This is a genomic window from Xenorhabdus innexi (assembly GCF_002632485.1).
GTDB lineage: Bacteria > Pseudomonadota > Gammaproteobacteria > Enterobacterales > Enterobacteriaceae > Xenorhabdus > Xenorhabdus innexi.
In genome coordinates, this window is sequence record NZ_NIBU01000018.1 from 44,193 (window position 1) to 61,179 (window position 16,987).

15 protein-coding genes are annotated in these 16,987 nt (G+C 45.3%); 1 reads left to right on the forward strand and 14 read right to left on the reverse strand.

The features are described from left to right. Positions 1–21: 21 nt before the first annotated feature. From tolQ to sdhC, 14 genes are all read right to left on the reverse strand, one after another. Positions 22–711, reverse strand: coding sequence for a Tol-Pal system protein TolQ (gene tolQ / locus Xinn_RS09535; RefSeq protein ID WP_086953753.1), 690 nt, complete (start codon positions 709–711; stop codon positions 22–24). Beyond that, positions 708–1,112: a tol-pal system-associated acyl-CoA thioesterase gene (gene ybgC, locus Xinn_RS09540; RefSeq protein WP_086953754.1), complete on the reverse strand. Its 405-nt coding sequence runs from the start codon at positions 1,110–1,112 to the stop codon at positions 708–710. The genes tolQ and ybgC overlap by 4 nt, the downstream gene beginning before the upstream one ends. A gap of 125 nt (positions 1,113–1,237) precedes the next feature. Further along, positions 1,238–1,525, reverse strand: coding sequence for a cyd operon protein YbgE (ybgE, locus tag Xinn_RS09545; RefSeq protein ID WP_086953755.1), 288 nt, complete (start codon positions 1,523–1,525; stop codon positions 1,238–1,240). Then, positions 1,525–1,641: a cytochrome bd-I oxidase subunit CydX gene (cydX, locus tag Xinn_RS09550; protein WP_086953756.1), complete on the reverse strand. Its 117-nt coding sequence runs from the start codon at positions 1,639–1,641 to the stop codon at positions 1,525–1,527. Before cydX ends, ybgE begins: the two co-directional genes overlap by 1 nt. A gap of 13 nt (positions 1,642–1,654) precedes the next feature. Then, positions 1,655–2,794 carry a cytochrome d ubiquinol oxidase subunit II gene (cydB, locus tag Xinn_RS09555; RefSeq protein ID WP_086953757.1) on the reverse strand — a complete coding sequence of 380 codons (1,140 nt, stop codon included), beginning with the start codon at positions 2,792–2,794 and terminating at the stop codon, positions 1,655–1,657. A 14-nt stretch (positions 2,795–2,808) separates the two neighbouring features. Then, complete coding sequence (cydA, locus tag Xinn_RS09560) at positions 2,809–4,410, reverse strand: cytochrome ubiquinol oxidase subunit I (RefSeq protein ID WP_086953758.1); 1,602 nt, start codon at positions 4,408–4,410, stop codon at positions 2,809–2,811. Between the two features lie 641 nt (positions 4,411–5,051). Continuing rightward, positions 5,052–5,927: a succinate--CoA ligase subunit alpha gene (gene sucD, locus Xinn_RS09565; protein WP_086953759.1), complete on the reverse strand. Its 876-nt coding sequence runs from the start codon at positions 5,925–5,927 to the stop codon at positions 5,052–5,054. Beyond that, positions 5,927–7,093, reverse strand: a complete 1,167-nt coding sequence (sucC, locus tag Xinn_RS09570) for an ADP-forming succinate--CoA ligase subunit beta (protein ID WP_086953760.1) — start codon at positions 7,091–7,093, stop codon at positions 5,927–5,929. The genes sucD and sucC overlap by 1 nt, the downstream gene beginning before the upstream one ends. Positions 7,094–7,322: 229 nt before the next feature. After that, positions 7,323–8,537, reverse strand: a complete 1,215-nt coding sequence (gene odhB / locus Xinn_RS09575; protein WP_086953761.1) for a 2-oxoglutarate dehydrogenase complex dihydrolipoyllysine-residue succinyltransferase — start codon at positions 8,535–8,537, stop codon at positions 7,323–7,325. Positions 8,538–8,551: 14 nt separating this feature from the next. Further along, positions 8,552–11,359 carry a 2-oxoglutarate dehydrogenase E1 component gene (gene sucA / locus Xinn_RS09580; protein ID WP_086953762.1) on the reverse strand — a complete coding sequence of 936 codons (2,808 nt, stop codon included), beginning with the start codon at positions 11,357–11,359 and terminating at the stop codon, positions 8,552–8,554. A gap of 419 nt (positions 11,360–11,778) precedes the next feature. Next, positions 11,779–12,495 carry a succinate dehydrogenase iron-sulfur subunit gene (locus tag Xinn_RS09585; RefSeq protein WP_086953763.1) on the reverse strand — a complete coding sequence of 239 codons (717 nt, stop codon included), beginning with the start codon at positions 12,493–12,495 and terminating at the stop codon, positions 11,779–11,781. 37 nt (positions 12,496–12,532) lie between these two features. Next, positions 12,533–14,299, reverse strand: a complete 1,767-nt coding sequence (sdhA, locus tag Xinn_RS09590) for a succinate dehydrogenase flavoprotein subunit (RefSeq protein WP_086953764.1) — start codon at positions 14,297–14,299, stop codon at positions 12,533–12,535. Beyond that, positions 14,300–14,647: a succinate dehydrogenase membrane anchor subunit gene (sdhD, locus tag Xinn_RS09595; protein WP_086953765.1), complete on the reverse strand. Its 348-nt coding sequence runs from the start codon at positions 14,645–14,647 to the stop codon at positions 14,300–14,302. It abuts the gene before it with no gap. Continuing rightward, positions 14,641–15,030 (reverse strand): succinate dehydrogenase cytochrome b556 subunit, encoded by a 390-nt coding sequence (sdhC, locus tag Xinn_RS09600; RefSeq protein WP_086956458.1) that lies wholly within the window; start codon positions 15,028–15,030, stop codon positions 14,641–14,643. The genes sdhD and sdhC overlap by 7 nt, the downstream gene beginning before the upstream one ends. 646 nt (positions 15,031–15,676) lie before the next feature. Here sdhC and Xinn_RS09605 point away from each other — a divergent pair. Further along, positions 15,677–16,975 (forward strand): citrate synthase, encoded by a 1,299-nt coding sequence (locus Xinn_RS09605; RefSeq protein ID WP_086953766.1) that lies wholly within the window; start codon positions 15,677–15,679, stop codon positions 16,973–16,975. The last annotated feature ends 12 nt before the right edge of the window (positions 16,976–16,987 follow it).

A 16,987-nucleotide genomic window follows, 5' to 3' on the forward strand; every position in this document is an offset into this window, starting at 1 on the left:
CGCTTTTCCCCTTACTCTTTATTACGACTTATTAGTATTAGAAACAAAAGCCTGACGATGTAATATCGCCAGAAATTCTTCCATAAAATTGTCGTAAGTTTGTTCCAGTTTATTAACACGCTGATTCAGACGGTTATAAGCCATAACTGCAGGAATTGCTGCAAACAGACCGATTGCTGTTGCAATCAGAGCTTCTGCTATACCGGGCGCAACCATCTGTAAGGTGGCCTGCTTCACTGCGCCCAGCGCAATAAAGGCGTGCATAATTCCCCAGACTGTTCCGAATAAACCAATATAAGGGCTGATAGAACCGACCGTTCCCAAAAACGGAATATGATTTTCCAGTGTTTCCAATTCACGGTTCATGGAAATTCGCATAGCACGGGAAGCACCGGTCAGAACAGCTTCAGGTGCATGGCTGTTTGCCTGATGCAAACGAGAGAATTCTTTAAAGCCGGAATAGAAAATTTGTTCAGTGCCGCTTAATAAATCACGATGTGACTGGCTCTCCTTATAAAGACGAGATAATTCAATCCCAGACCAGAATTTATCTTCAAACGCTTCTGCTTCTCGAGTCGCTGCATTCAAGATCCTTGTTCTTTGAATGATAATCGCCCAAGAGACGACAGAGAAACCAATCAGAATTAACATGATCAGCTGTACTAAAAAGCCTGCCTTCAGGAATAAATCTAGGATGTTCATGTCAGTCACTGCTTAAACTCCGCGACAATAGACTTTGGAAGCGCGATAGGCTTCATTTGAGATGAATTTACGCAGACAACCAGACATTCTGCGTTACTGATAACGATATTATTGCAATCAATTATTCGTTGGGTAAATGTCAGTGAAGCACCGCGGATATTGGTCACCTCGCATTCCACAACCAACTGGTCATCCAGTCTGGCAGGCTTACGGTAGTCAACAGTCATGCGACTGACAACAAAACCAATTTGTTCATCCAACATATACTTTTGGTGGAAGCCCTTATCACGTAACATTTCTGTGCGGGCTCTTTCATAAAAAGCCAGATATTGCGCGTGATAGACCACACCACTAGCATCTGTGTCTTCGTAATAAACACGGATAGGCCAACGGAACAACATATTACTCACACATAATCCTAATCAGACTAATTGACGCTGCCACTATACTTAAGACAGTAGCGCTTTGGAATGACTTGTTATTAAACCAGTCAAAAAAAATTTATGAGCCAGTATCCTATAAAATTATAAATAGTTTACTTAAAGAAATGATATAAGCCAAAAATAAGGATTAAAAATGCAGGTAAAGGATGAAATAAGAGACGCCAGACAAAATGTTCAGGATTAAACCCAACCCCGAAAATAACCCCGGAGCAAATAGCCCAAATAAGTAAAATACCTTGCCAGACCATCAACGAACTGGTATTTGATGCAAATATTGTCGGCTCCCACAAGATACATAAAGCAAGCCCCAAAGCCATAATGAGGATAAGGGCCCTCAACAGGCCCTTATTCATTAGCTGATAAAACCTATCAACCAACATTATTTTTTGTCACTCTCAGTTACTTTTTCTGATTCACTGTGCTCAAGAGCCAAAGCTGCAATAACGGCAAAACTACAGGCTAAGAGCGTTCCGAGAATCCAGGCAAAATACCACATGCGCTATGCTCCTTTAGTACAGTGAATGTTTGTTGTTCTCAATGTAGCTCTTATCCAGACGCCCGAAGGTTTTGTAGTAACACCAGATGGTGTATGACAAAACAATCGGAACGAAGATAAGTGCAACAACGAACATAATTTGCAGTGTCCACTGACTGGATGTCGCATCCCACATGGTCAGGCTGACATTCGGGTCAAGGCTTGACGGCATGACAAACGGGAACATAGATATCCCTGCGGTCAAAATAATACAGGCAACCGTTAATGATGAGCACAGGAAAGCCCAAGCGCCCTTATCCAGTCGTGTGGCCAGCATAGTCAGCAGAGGGAAAACCACACCCAACGCCGGGATTGCCCACAATATCGGCTGCTTATTAAAGTTGATCAACCATGCCCCTGCCTGCTGCGCCACTTCTTTATGTAATGGGTTAGATGGGCCATTCACATCCAGACCACCAGTGACAACATATCCATCAATACCATAAACCAGCCAAATACCAGCCAATAGGAATGCAACCGCAGTAATCAGCGCACAGACATTAGTTGCCGTACGAGCGCGTAAGTGCAATTCACCGTATGTCCGCATTTGCAGATAAGTCGCGCCTTGTGTCACGATCATCATCAGGCTGATAACACCTGCCAGAAGGCCATACGGATTCAGTAACCCAAAGAATGAACCTTCATAGAAGACACGCTGATCAGTATCTATCATCAATGGTACACCTTGCAGCAGGTTACCAAATGCAACACCGATGACCAGAGGTGGTACAAAACTACCGATCAGGATCCCCCAATCCCACATGTTACGCCATTTTTTATCTTCCAGTTTTGAACGGTAATCAAAACCGATCGGACGGAAAAAGAGTGCCGCCAAAACTAGGATCATAGCAATATAGAAACCGGAGAAAGCAGCAGCATATACCGCTGGCCAGGCAGCAAATAACGCGCCTCCCGCTGTAATCAGCCAAACCTGATTGCCATCCCAGTGTGGTGCAATGGAGTTAATCATAATACGGCGTTCAGTGTCATTTTTACCGATAATCCGCAACAGAATACCAACACCCATGTCAAAACCATCGGTCACTGCAAACCCGATTAGCAACACACCAATCAGCAGCCACCATATAAATCGTAATACGTCATAATCAAGCATAAGTGGACTCCCGCTTACTCAATACTGTTCACTGAAGAACTGGACACTGAAGAACCGCTCGCTGAAGAAACCGCTTTTTGTTCAAAATGATAACGTCCGGTTTTGAGGCTGCTTGGGCCAAGACGGGCAAATTTGAACATCAGGAACATTTCAGCAATCAAGAACAGGGTATACAGACCGCAAATCAGTGCCATTGAGAAGATCAGATCCCCGACACTGCGTGTCGAAGCAGCAACTGCGGTTGGTAATACTTCACCGATTGCCCACGGCTGGCGGCCATATTCCGCAACAAACCAACCCGCTTCAACAGCAATCCACGGCAATGGAATACTGAGCAGGGCAGCACGCAGCAACCATTTCTGCTGACCGATACGATTACGGATAACACTGAAGAATGCCAGGCCAATAACCAACAGCATAACGAAGCCACAGGCAACCATAATACGGAAGGCAAAATAGAGCGGAGCTACACGTGGAATAGAGTCTTTTGCAGCAGCTTTGATCTGTTCCTCTGTCGCGTTTGTTACCTCTGGAGTGTAACGTTTGACGAGCATGCCGTAGCCAAGATCTTTCTTACTTTTATTGAATGCACTGCGTACCGCCGGATCTGTATTGCCTGCCCGCAATTCTTCCAGTAATTCATAGGCTTTAAGACCGTTACGGATGCGCTGCTCGTGCTGACTCATCAAATCACGCAGACCAATGACCGGAGTATCAGTAGAGCGGGTAGCGATAAGACCTAATACATAAGGGATCTGGATGGAGTATTTATTTTCCATGTTATCCTGATCGGGAAGGCCAATCAGTGTGAATGCAGCCGGAGGGGCCTGAGTTTCCCATTCCGCTTCAATAGCAGCCAGTTTAGTTTTCTGCACGTCCCCCATTTCGTATCCAGATTCATCACCCAGTACAATGACTGACAATACGGCGGCAATCCCGAAGCTTGATGCAATGGCAAAAGAACGCTTGGCAAACGGAATATCGCGCCCTTTAAGCAGATAGTAGGAGCTTATCCCCAAGACGAAAACCGCGCCTGTCACATAACCAGCAGCAACAGTATGAACGAATTTCACCTGAGCAACAGGGTTCAGCACAAGCTCACTAAAGCTCACCATTTCCATGCGCATGGTTTCAAAATTGAAATCAGATGCAATCGGGTTTTGCATCCAGCCATTCGCAATCAGAATCCATAAAGCAGAGAAATTAGAACCCAGAGCAACCAGCCATGTTACCGCCAGATGCTGTTTCTTGCTGAGACGATCCCAACCGAAAAAGAATAAACCAACAAATGTGGATTCAAGGAAGAAGGCCATCAGCCCTTCAATGGCTAATGGTGCACCGAAAATATCACCAACGTAATGTGAGAAATATGACCAGTTTGTTCCGAACTGGAACTCCATAGTCAGACCTGTTGCAACACCCAGAGCAAAGTTAATACCAAATAACTTACCCCAGAATTTCGTCATATCTTTATAGATTTGCTTGCCAGACAGAACGTATACCGTTTCCATTATCGCAAGCAAAAACGCCATGCCAAGCGTCAGTGGTACGAATAGAAAATGGTACATAGCAGTTAAGGCAAACTGTAATCGTGACAGTTCGACAATATCAAACATCTTGACTCCTTGCTCCTAGCAGGAAGACACCGACTTGCGGCAACCCGACTTCATAAAATGAAAGTCTCGTAACTACCAGCAATAAATGCCTCAAACACAACAACAAATTATTCAGTAAATCAAAACCCAGTATAGACCCTAATAATATTACGCCTATATTCACACACAATAAATAACTTTTACGTGACTCAGCCTATAATTCTGAATACAGGTTAATAGTGCAGTTCATTCATGAGGTAATATCTATTTATTCTAGTTCAATTAAATCAATTTTAGCGAACGGATTCCACAGTAATAAATTGATTTTAGTCAATTTTTTATTTTCTTTGTTAAGCGTTGCAGCTATTATTTCATTACAGTTGATTTAGTGTTAATTATTTGTTGTCAATAATGACTGTTAATATATTTTTTGCTGTAAAAAGCATTATAAAATTAACTTTTCGTTTTCATTATTAGAAAAATATATTTTTTTGAAATTTATAATTAAATTAATCGATTAAATAGAATCTTTTAAAAAGCAGTTAAATTTAATTTAAAAATGCTTCTTTGTATAAAAAGACTAACCTGCTGTTTATGTTATAAATAAAAAGAAAAGGCTGCGTTTAAGCAGCCTTTTTCTATAAAAATAGCTTATTTTGAGACTATTTCCCTGCTAATAAACCTTTTACTGCATCTCCGATGTCAGCAAGGCTACGAACAGTCTTCACGCCTGCGGCTTCCAGAGCTGCGAATTTCTCATCCGCAGTCCCTTTACCACCCGCGATAATCGCGCCTGCATGCCCCATACGCTTACCTTTAGGTGCTGTCACACCAGCAATGTAAGCAACAACAGGTTTAGTAACATGCTCTTTGATGTATGCCGCAGCTTCTTCTTCTGCTGATCCACCAATCTCACCGATCATAACGATAGCTTCAGTCTGAGGGTCCTGCTGGAATAATTTCAGGATATCAATGAAGTTTGAACCCGGAATCGGATCACCACCGATACCAACACAGCTCGACTGACCTAAGCCTGCATCAGTCGTCTGCTTCACTGCTTCATAAGTCAAAGTTCCCGAACGGGAGACAATACCCACTTTACCCGCTTTATGAATATGACCGGGCATAATACCAATCTTACATTCATCTGGAGTGATCACTCCCGGGCAGTTAGGGCCGATCATACGGACACCGGCTTCATCCAGTTTTACCTTAACAGTCAGCATATCCAGTGTTGGAATACCTTCAGTAATGGTAATAATCAGTTTAATGCCAGCTTCGATAGCTTCCAGAATGGAATCTTTACAGAATGGTGCCGGTACATAAATAACAGAAGCAGTTGCGCCTGTTGCTTCAACCGCTTCGCGAACGGTATTAAACACAGGCAGGCCGAGGTGTTGAGTGCCGCCTTTACCCGGAGTTACGCCACCCACCATCTGAGTACCGTACGCAATCGCCTGTTCTGAGTGGAAAGTGCCCTGACTGCCAGTAAAACCCTGACAAATCACTTTGGTGTTTTTATCGATTAAAATAGACATTATTTATTCTCCGCTGCTGCAACTGCCTGTTTAGCTGCGTCTGTCAAGCTGGTTGCTGCGATAATATTCAAGCCACTGTCAGCCAGTTTTTTTGCACCCAGTTCAGCATTGTTTCCTTCCAGACGAACAACTACCGGTACGTGAACACCCACTTCTTCCACTGCACCAATAATACCGTCAGCAATCAGGTCACAACGGACGATTCCACCAAAGATATTTACCAAGACTGCTTTCACATTCTCATCTGACAGGATGATTTTAAATGCCTCAGTAACACGCTCTTTTGTTGCACCACCACCTACATCAAGGAAGTTAGCCGGTGCACCACCGTGCAGTTTGACAATGTCCATCGTGCCCATTGCCAGACCTGCACCATTTACCATACAGCCAATGCTGCCATCCAGTGCAACATAATTCAGTTCCCATTGTGCAGCCTGAGCTTCACGTGGATCTTCCTGTGAAGGGTCGTGCATTTCACGCAGTTCGGCCTGACGGAACATCGCGTTACCATCTGCACCCAACTTCCCATCCAAACAGATAAGATCACCTTCAGTTGTAATAACCAACGGGTTAATTTCGACTAGAGCCAGGTCACGCTCAAGGAAAAGGTTTGCCAATCCCATAAAAATCTTGGTGAATTGACCGACTTGTTTACCAGTCAAACCTAGCTTGAACGCCAGTTCACGGCCTTGATAGGGCATAGGGCCAGCCAGTGGGTCGATGATTGCTTTATGAATCAGTTCGGGCGTTTCTTCCGCCACTTTTTCTATTTCGACACCACCTTCGGTAGAGGCCATGAACACTACACGACGTGTACCACGGTCAACAACAGCCCCGAGATACAGCTCCTTCGCAATATCAGTCGCTCCTTCTACCAGAATCTGATGGACAGGTTGACCCTGTGCGTCAGTCTGATAGGTTACCAGCCGTTTACCCAGCCATTGTTCAGCAAAAGCACGAATATCTTCCTTGCTATTGACGACTTTCACGCCACCAGCCTTACCGCGACCGCCTGCATGAACCTGACATTTAACGACCCAAGGACCTGAACCAATCTTGGATGCTGCTTCTTCTGCTTCGCGCGGCGTTGTGCAGGCATAACCAGCTGGCGCTGGTAAACCATACCGTGCAAAAAGTTGTTTTGCCTGATACTCGTGTAAATTCATGATGTTCTATCCATAATTTAATCTAAGAAAGGTAATTAACCTTCTATACCTGCGTCCTAGAAGCTACAGCCTTATTCACTGCATTTCGAAATTCACAGGGTATATTTTGTTGCTCGGATATGACCAGCCCAAAGGCTGGTCGCATGGTTTGTTACATCAACACTTTTTACATCAACATCGTATACTTCAGACCGGGCGGAATTTAACACCCTCCGCCCTGATGGTGATGCTATACATCCAGCAACAAACGTGTTGGATCTTCCAGCATTTCCTTGATGGTAACCAGGAAGCCTACAGACTCACGTCCGTCGATCAGACGATGGTCATAAGACAGCGCCAGATACATCATTGGAAGGATCTCAACCTGACCATTTACTGCCATCGGGCGATCTTTAATGGCATGCATGCCCAGAATCGCACTTTGTGGTGGGTTAATGATCGGAGTGGACATCAGAGAGCCGAAAACACCGCCATTGGTAATGGTGAAGTTACCGCCGGTGAGTTCATCAACAGTCAGCTTACCGTCACGGCCTTTAATAGCCAGCTCTTTGATAGTTTTCTCGAGATCAGCCATGCTTAAGGCATCTGCATCACGTAATACTGGTGTTACCAGACCACGCGGTGTCGATACCGCAATGCTGATATCAAAATAGTTGTGGTAAACCACGTCAGTGCCATCAATTGAAGCATTCACTTCTGGATAGCGTTTCAGTGCTTCAACAACAGCTTTAACATAGAAGGACATGAAGCCCAGACGAACGCCATGACGCTTTTCAAACGCATCGCCGTATTGTTTACGCAGTTCCTGAATTGGTTTCATGTTGACTTCGTTAAAAGTCGTCAACATTGCCGTATTATTTTTCGCTTCGAGCAGACGCTCTGCAACACGCTTACGTAAACGTGTCATTGGGACACGTTTTTCACTGCGGTGTGGCAACTGAGACTGCTGAGCAGTTGGCGCAGATTCAGCAGGTTTGCTTTCTTTTTTATTGGCAGCGATATATTTTTCTACGTCTTCACGCACAATACGACCACCTACACCACTGCCTTTAATCGCAGCCGGATCTAAATCGTGCTCTGCAATCAGGCGGCGGACTGCCGGGCTAAGAGCATCGTTACTTTCATCTTCCAAAGAAGCAGTCTGACGCTGCGCCGGGGTTGATTCAGTTGTTTCTTTAACCGCAGCAGGCATGCCAGCACTGTTACTCAGACTGATACGGCCAAGCAGTTGCTTAGACAGTACAGTGGCACCCTCTTCTTCCAAAATAGCTTCCAGAACACCAGCTTCACTTGCTGGTACTTCTAAAATTACTTTGTCAGTCTCAATTTCAACCAGAATGTCATCTCGCTCTACCGCATCACCCGGTTTTTTGTGCCATGTTGCAACAGTGGCATCCGCAACAGATTCAGGAAGGTCTGGAACCAGAATTTCTACGCTACTCATTTTCTATCCTTAATTTATTCAACGTTCAGTGCGTCATTAACCAGAGCTTGCTGTTGCTTCTGGTGAACAGACGTATAGCCTACAGCCGGGGAAGCAGAAGCCGGACGCCCTGCATAACGTAAAGAAGCCCCAAACGGGATTGCTTCACGGAAATTATGTTGACTGCAATACCAAGCCCCTTGGTTCAGAGGTTCTTCCTGACACCAGACGAAATCATGAACATGAGCATACTGCTCAAACTGATTTTGCAGGTCTTGACGAGGGAATGGATACAGCTGCTCAATACGAACAATGGCAACATCACTCTGTTCATTCTTGCGACGCTGCTCCAGCAGATCGTAATAAACTTTACCCGAACAAAGTACAACGCGTTTCACACCTTTCGGATCCAAAGCATCAACTTCGCCAATCACAGTTTCAAATTTGCCGTCAGCCAGTTCATCCAGACTGGATACTGCCAATGGATGGCGTAACAGTGACTTAGGTGACATAACGATCAGAGGACGACGCATACCACGCAGAGCCTGACGACGCAGCATGTGATATACCTGAGCCGGAGTTGATGGCACACAAACCTGCATGTTCTGTTCTGCACACAATTGCAGATAACGTTCCAGACGTGCTGATGAGTGCTCAGGGCCTTGTCCTTCATAACCATGCGGTAACAGCATGACCAGACCACACATACGACCCCATTTCTGTTCACCAGAGCTGATGAACTGGTCAATAACGACCTGTGCTACGTTAGCAAAATCGCCAAACTGCGCTTCCCAGATGGTCAGTGCGCGTGGTTCTGTTGTTGCATAACCGTATTCAAACGCTAGTACCGCTTCTTCAGACAGCACGGAATCCCATACGTTAAACACACCCTGACCATTGTGAACATTTGCCAGAGGAACATAGACAGAAGCATCAGTCTGATTATGGATAACCGCATGACGGTGGAAGAATGTGCCACGGCCAGCATCTTCACCGGACAGACGCACCGGAACACCTTCATCAACCAGAGTTGCATACGCCAGTGTTTCTGCTGCACCCCAGTCGAATAATTTGTTCCCGTTAGCCATTTCTGCACGGTCAGCGTAGATTTTTGCAACGCGGGAATGCATTTCTACTTCAGCCGGAATAGTGCTGATACGTTTGCCAAGATCCTGCAAACGCTTCATATCCACCTGATGAGGATAATCTGCATCCCATTCGTGGTTCAGGTAAGGTTCCCATGTGAAGGAATGCAACCCCATCGGACGCCATTCGTCCACGACACAATCACCGTGATCTAATGCATCACGATATAAGTTCGACATTTCAGTCACATCATTCGGTGACAGCAGATTTTCTGCAATCAGTTTATCTGCATAGATCTTACGTGGCGTTGGGTGTTTCTTGATTTTCTGATACATCAGAGGCTGAGTTGCACTTGGCTCATCAGCTTCGTTATGCCCGTGACGACGGTAACAGACCAAATCAATCATCACGTCACGTTTAAAGGTATTACGGAAATCCAGAGCCAGACGGGTGACAAAAGCAACGGCTTCCGGATCATCTGCATTAACGTGGAAGATAGGTGCCTGAACCATCTTCACAATGTCAGTACAATATTCTGTTGAACGGGTATCTTTAGGATTAGAAGTTGTGAAACCAATCTGGTTGTTAACCACAATTCGAACTGTACCACCAACTTCATAGCCACGCGCCTGAGACATGTTCAGTGTTTCCTGAACAATCCCCTGCCCTGTTACTGCGGAGTCACCATGAATGGTAATTGGCAGAACCATATTACTGCGGCCTTCATCGAGACGGTCACGGCGGGCACGGACAGAACCAATAACGACAGGGCTGACAATTTCAAGGTGAGATGGGTTAAATGCCAGCGCCAGATGCACCGGACCACCTTCAGTTGCGAAGTCAGAAGAAAAACCCTGATGGTATTTCACGTCACCTGTGCCGAGGTGTTCTTTATGCTTACCGGCAAATTCGTCAAACAGATCCGCCGGTTTTTTACCGAATAAATTGACCAGAACGTTGAGGCGCCCACGGTGAGCCATGCCCAGTACAACTTCACGAGTATCTTGTTTTCCTGCGTGACGGATAAGTTCTTTTAGCATTGGAATCAGTGCATCACCGCCTTCAAGGGAGAAACGTTTCGCCCCCGGGAACTTAGCACCTAAATAGCGTTCCAAACCTTCTGCTGCCGTCAGCTCCGCCAGAAAACGATGTTTTTCTTCTTTACTGAACTGTGAATCTACCGTTACAGATTCCAGACGCTGTTGAAGCCAGCGTTTTTCCTCTGTGTTGGTGATATGCATATATTCTGCACCAATAGAACCACAATAAATGCGCTTCAGGGCATCATATAAATCAGCCAGTTTCATCGTCTCTTTGCCGCTAGCAAATGAGCCTACGTTAAATGTTTCTTCAAAATCTGCTTTGGTTAAATTATGGAAAGCAGGATCGAGATCTGGTACCGGTTCCTGTTTCCATAATCCCAATGGATCAAGGTTCGCATTTTGATGGCCGCGGAAGCGGAATGCGTTGATAAGCTGCAAAACCTTAACTTGTTTTGCATCCATTGCTGGATCGCTGACTGAAGTGTGGTAACGAGTGGCATCCTTTGCCAGACGACGGAAGTAATCACGTGTCTGCGAGTGAAGTTGTTCTCCATGAAATCCTGCATCCGGTAGTTGTTGGAATATTTCTCTCCAACCTGCATCAACAGAATTAGGATCGGTTATATAGTCTTCATAGATTTGCTCTATGTAAGACTGGTTTGCACCAGCCAGAAAGCTTGAATCCAGCCAGTCCTTCATTGCACCGTTCTGCATTGTGATCCCTTAAGCTTCAAAAGCTTTAGTTTTCGCCGTGGTTAACAAATTCCGCTTTATTAAGCGGTGTTGATAAAAGGTTCATTTGGACGTGCTTAATGCATGTTCTTTATTTGGGTTATCCTACCCTTCAAGGAACCTTTAAAAACTGAGTGTCAGTTTTTAAAGGTTCCTTATTTTACTGAAACATGCGCCGTCATTAGCAGCAGGCAATTTATCATCTTTCATTCTTTATGCCCTCCACCAGATTGATATTTATTTCAAAATTGTGGAGAGCAACCTTATATGCATTATTTGCACACAATTTATGTGTTATTTATGCACTATATTTTTTGTTTTTCAAGCCGCCTCTTTTTGTTATCCGAGATGCGGCCTGAAATCCAATTAGATATATATCTCGACCTATCAATAATATTTAATTAAGCACTGTGACTTAACAACATAGACTTAATATGGCCAATCGCTTTTGTTGGGTTCAAACCTTTAGGACATACGCTAACGCAGTTCATAATTCCATGACAACGGAACACACTGAAAGCATCATTAAGCCCGTCAAGCCGGGATGAAGTTTCAGTATCACGGCTATCAATCAGAAAACGATATGCAGCTAAAAGCCCTGCTGGCCCAATAAATTTATCCGGATTCCACCAGAATGACGGACAAGACGTCGAACAACAGGCACACAGGATACACTCGTAAAGACCATCCAGTTTTTCACGCTGTTCTGGTGATTGCAGGTGCTCGCGCGCAGGAGGATTTTTACCGTCATTGATTAAATAAGGACGGATTTTCTCATATTGCGCGTAAAATTGCCCCATATCAACGACTAAATCACGGACAACCGGCAAACCCGGCAGAGGGCGGATAACAATCTTTTTGTTTCCACGGCGCAGGGCTGAAATGGATGTGATACAAGCCAACCCATTCTTACCATTCATGTTCAGACCATCTGAACCACATACACCTTCACGGCATGAACGACGGAATGACAGGGTTGGGTCCTGCTCTTTCAACTGGATTAGGGCATCCAGCAGCATCATGTCACGCCCTTCTTCGGCTTCCAGCGTGTAATCCTGCATACGGGGTGCGTTGTCTACATCCGGATTATAACGATAAATTGAGAATTCAAGTTTCATAATCTATTTCTCCGCAACTGAAACATCGGCAACGCAATTAGTAAGAACGCACTTTCGGCGGGAAGGCTTCACGCAATTTTGGCTGCATGTTAACTTCACGGCGGGTCATGCTCTCAGTCTGCGGTAAATACAGGCTATGGCACAGCCAATTTGCATCGTCACGCTCTGGATAATCGAAACGGCTGTGTGCTCCACGGCTTTCTGTACGATAGTTCGCGGCAACAGCAGTCGAATAAGCCGTTTCCATCAGGTTATCCAGTTCCAGACATTCGATACGCTGCGTATTGAATTCTGATGATGTATCATCCAGACGCGCATTTTGCAGACGTTCACGGATAACTTTCAGTTCATCCAGCCCTCTTGCCATTGCATCGCCTTCACGGAATACAGAGAAGTTGTGCTGCATACAGGCCTGTAGTGCCTTGCGGATTTCAACCGGATCTTCGCCAGAACGGGTGTTATTCCAACGGTTCAGACGCTGAAGAGCTACATCAACATCAGACTCACTGGCATCACGGCTGGTTCCCTGCTCCAGCAGACACTCTTTCAGGTGCAGGCCAGCAGAACGACCAAAGACCACCAGATCCAGTAAGGAGTTACCACCCAGACGGTTTGCACCATGCACGGATACACAGGCAATTTCACCTACGGCAAACAGACCCGGAATAACAACATCTTCGCCTTTTTCATTGATAGCCAGTGCCTGACCGGTAATCTTGGTCGGAATTCCGCCCATCATATAGTGACAGGTTGGGATCACCGGAATCGGTTCTTTTACAGGATCGACATGGGCAAAAGTACGGGACAGTTCAAGAATACCCGGCAGACGGGATTCCAGAACATCTTTACCCAGATGATCCAGTTTCAGTTTCACGTGAGGTCCCCACGGGCCTTCACAACCACGACCTTCACGAATTTCGATCATCATAGATCGAGCAACGACATCACGACCAGCCAGATCTTTAGCATTTGGTGCGTAACGCTCCATAAAGCGCTCACCATCTTTGTTCAACAGATAACCACCTTCACCACGGCAGCCTTCTGTTACCAACACACCTGCGCCTGCAATACCTGTCGGATGGAATTGCCACATTTCCATATCCTGCACAGGAACACCCGCACGCAGAGCCATACCAACACCATCACCTGTATTGATATGCGCATTGGTTGTGGATTGGAAAATACGACCGGCACCACCTGTTGCCAGAATAGTTGCTTTGGCTTTGAAATAGACCACTTCACCTGTTTCGATACAGATAGCTGTACAACCAACAACGGCACCATCCTGATTCTTAACTAAATCAAGAGAATACCATTCCGAGAAAATCGTCGTGTGGTTCTTCAGATTTTGCTGGTACAGGGTATGAAGCAATGCGTGACCAGTACGGTCAGCCGCCGCCGCAGTACGAGCGGCCTGTTCACCACCAAAATTTCTGGATTGGCCGCCGAACGGACGCTGATAAATACTGCCATTTTCCAGACGTGAGAATGGCAACCCCATGTGTTCCAATTCGAGAATTGCTTCAGGGCCGGTTTTACACATATATTCAATGGCATCCTGGTCACCGATATAATCGGAACCTTTTACCGTGTCATACATGTGCCATTCCCAGTTATCTTCATGCGTGTTACCCAGAGCAACTGTGATACCACCCTGAGCAGAAACTGTATGGGATCGGGTAGGGAAAACCTTAGAAATCAGGGCACAGGACAAGCCCATTTGTGAAATTTGCAATGCTGCGCGCATACCTGCACCACCAGCACCAATAACAACAGCGTCAAACTCTCTTACCGGCAGTTTCATTTATGCACCCCACACCACAATTGTTCCGTAAATCAAATAAGCCAACAGTGCAACAATAATGACCAGTTGCAACACCAGACGCAGTGCCAGTGGCTTTACATAATCCGTCAGCACCTGCCACATTCCAATCCATGCGTGAACAAGAATGGAAAGCAGAGCCAGTACGGTGAACACTTTTGTGAGAGAGAAGGAGAAAAAACCGCTCCAGACTTCATAGGTGATGTCTGACGTTGTTGCTACAAAACCAACAAGATAAAGCACATATAAAACAATAACGATTGCAGATGCACGTAACAACAGCCAATCCTGAATACCCGTGCGCCCCAATGCGGATGCGTTGCTTACCATATTAATACCCCGGCCAGAACAGACAGAATAACTGCGATCACGATTGCCACTTTAGCAGAAGTTCTGCCAGCGGCGAGACTCTCTTCCAAGAGACCAAAGTCCATCAAAACATGGCGGATTCCACCACAGATGTGGTAACCCAACGCCGTTAATATCCCCCACAGGATAAACTTGGCGAAAAAGCCAGTCATGATTTCAGATGCATGCTGGAAGCCCTCTTGCGAAGACAGTGACATACCCAACAACCACAGCAAAATGCCGACTGCTATAAAGGTGATGACGCCTGAGATACGGTGCAAGATCGAAGCTATCGCGGAGACGGGTTGATTTATCGTCCGCAGATCGAGGTTGACAGGTCTTTGTTTTTTCACAATTTTGCCCACACAGCTTTTTTTATTTTCCATCCTCCGGCCCTGGGTGGGAATCAGACAGCGTTAAGAGGACACAAAGACACAACATAATTAAATTAACAATCCTTACTGTTCAACAAACGTTGTGATTTGATTACGCTGGGTGCTCCTACATCAGGTAATCCGGAGACCTGAACGCAGTATAAGTACTTCACATTGTTATTACAATTCCCACACAATATGATTATTAACATTTAGCTTGAACAGTGAGTGAGATCACGCTTCAAACATTTATCATAAAAACCATTATCTTGTTTGACAAAGATTAAACATTTATCTTACATATATGACGATGCATAATATTCACCGTCATTTTCCGCTGAAAAAGTAAACTTCACGAAAAATGTGGACTTTGTAAAAGTATCGTTACGACACAAAATGGTAACATTTTATGTTAGAAATACTTTAGATATGACATCCGGAAACTTTTTAACAACCTGAAAACTATTGTCGTCCGTAAAATGAGATTTCAGCATCAAATTGATACCCAACAGAAATGAAAGGGTATATACAGCCTGATTTTTAATTCTCTCCGGTAGCACAATGCCGTCGGCACAGTAAGAATTGCGCCTATCAAGGTTGTTAGGGGTTATAAAAAATAAGCGCTAAGGAGATGTAAATGGCTGATAAAAAGGCTACGTTGACCCTAAATGGTTCAGCTGCTATCGAACTAGACGTACTAACGCCAACCCTAGGCTCTGAAGTGATTGACGTTCGTACCCTCGGCTCAAAAGGCTTCTTTACCTACGATCCCGGTTTCACTTCCACTGCCTCCTGCGAGTCGAAAATCACCTATATTGATGGCAACGAAGGCATTTTGCTGCACCGTGGTTTTCCCATCCATCAGCTTGCAACGAAATCAACCTATCTGGAAGTTTGTTATATTCTGCTGAACGGTGAACCACCAACACCTGAACAGTACGAAAAATTCAAAACAACAGTGACCCGCCATACGATGATCCACGAGCAGATTACTCGCCTGTTCCATGGTTTCCGCCGTGATTCTCATCCGATGGCGATACTGTGTGGCGTGACAGGTGCTCTGGCCGCTTTCTACCATGATGCTCTGGATGTTAATAACCCTCGCCATCGTGAAATCACTGCATATAGGTTGCTGTCTAAAATGCCTACTGTGGCGGCAATGTGTTACAAATATTCCGTCGGTCAGCCTTTTGTTTATCCGCGTAATGATCTCTCCTACGCCGGTAATTTCCTGTACATGATGTTCTCAACCCCCTGTGAAGAATATAAAGTCAATCCGGTGCTGGAAAAGGCAATGGATCGCATTTTTATTCTTCATGCAGACCATGAGCAGAATGCTTCAACTTCCACCGTACGTACAGCAGGTTCTTCTGGTGCTAATCCATTTGCCTGTATTGCTGCGGGAATTGCATCATTGTGGGGGCCTGCACATGGCGGAGCGAATGAAGCCTGCCTGCGTATGCTGGAAGAGATTCAGACTGTCGATCACATTCCTGAATTTATTGCCCGCGCTAAAGATAAAAACGATGCTTTCCGTCTGATGGGCTTTGGTCATCGTGTTTATAAAAACTACGACCCACGCGCAACCGTAATGCGTGAAACCTGCCATGAAGTGCTGGATGAATTAGGTCTGAATGACAGCTTACTGGAAGTTGCCATGGAGCTGGAACGCATCGCCCTGAACGACCCATACTTCATAGAGAAGAAACTGTACCCGAATGTTGATTTCTACTCAGGAATCATCCTGAAAGCAATGGGAATTCCATCTTCGATGTTTACTGTAATCTTTGCGATTGCCCGTACAATCGGCTGGATTGCACATTGGAATGAAATGCACGATGAAGGCCTGAAGATCGCCCGCCCTCGTCAGCTTTACACTGGCCATAACGAACGCGACTTTCATAGTCAGTTAAAACATAGCCAGTTAAAAAAATAACCGGATAAATCC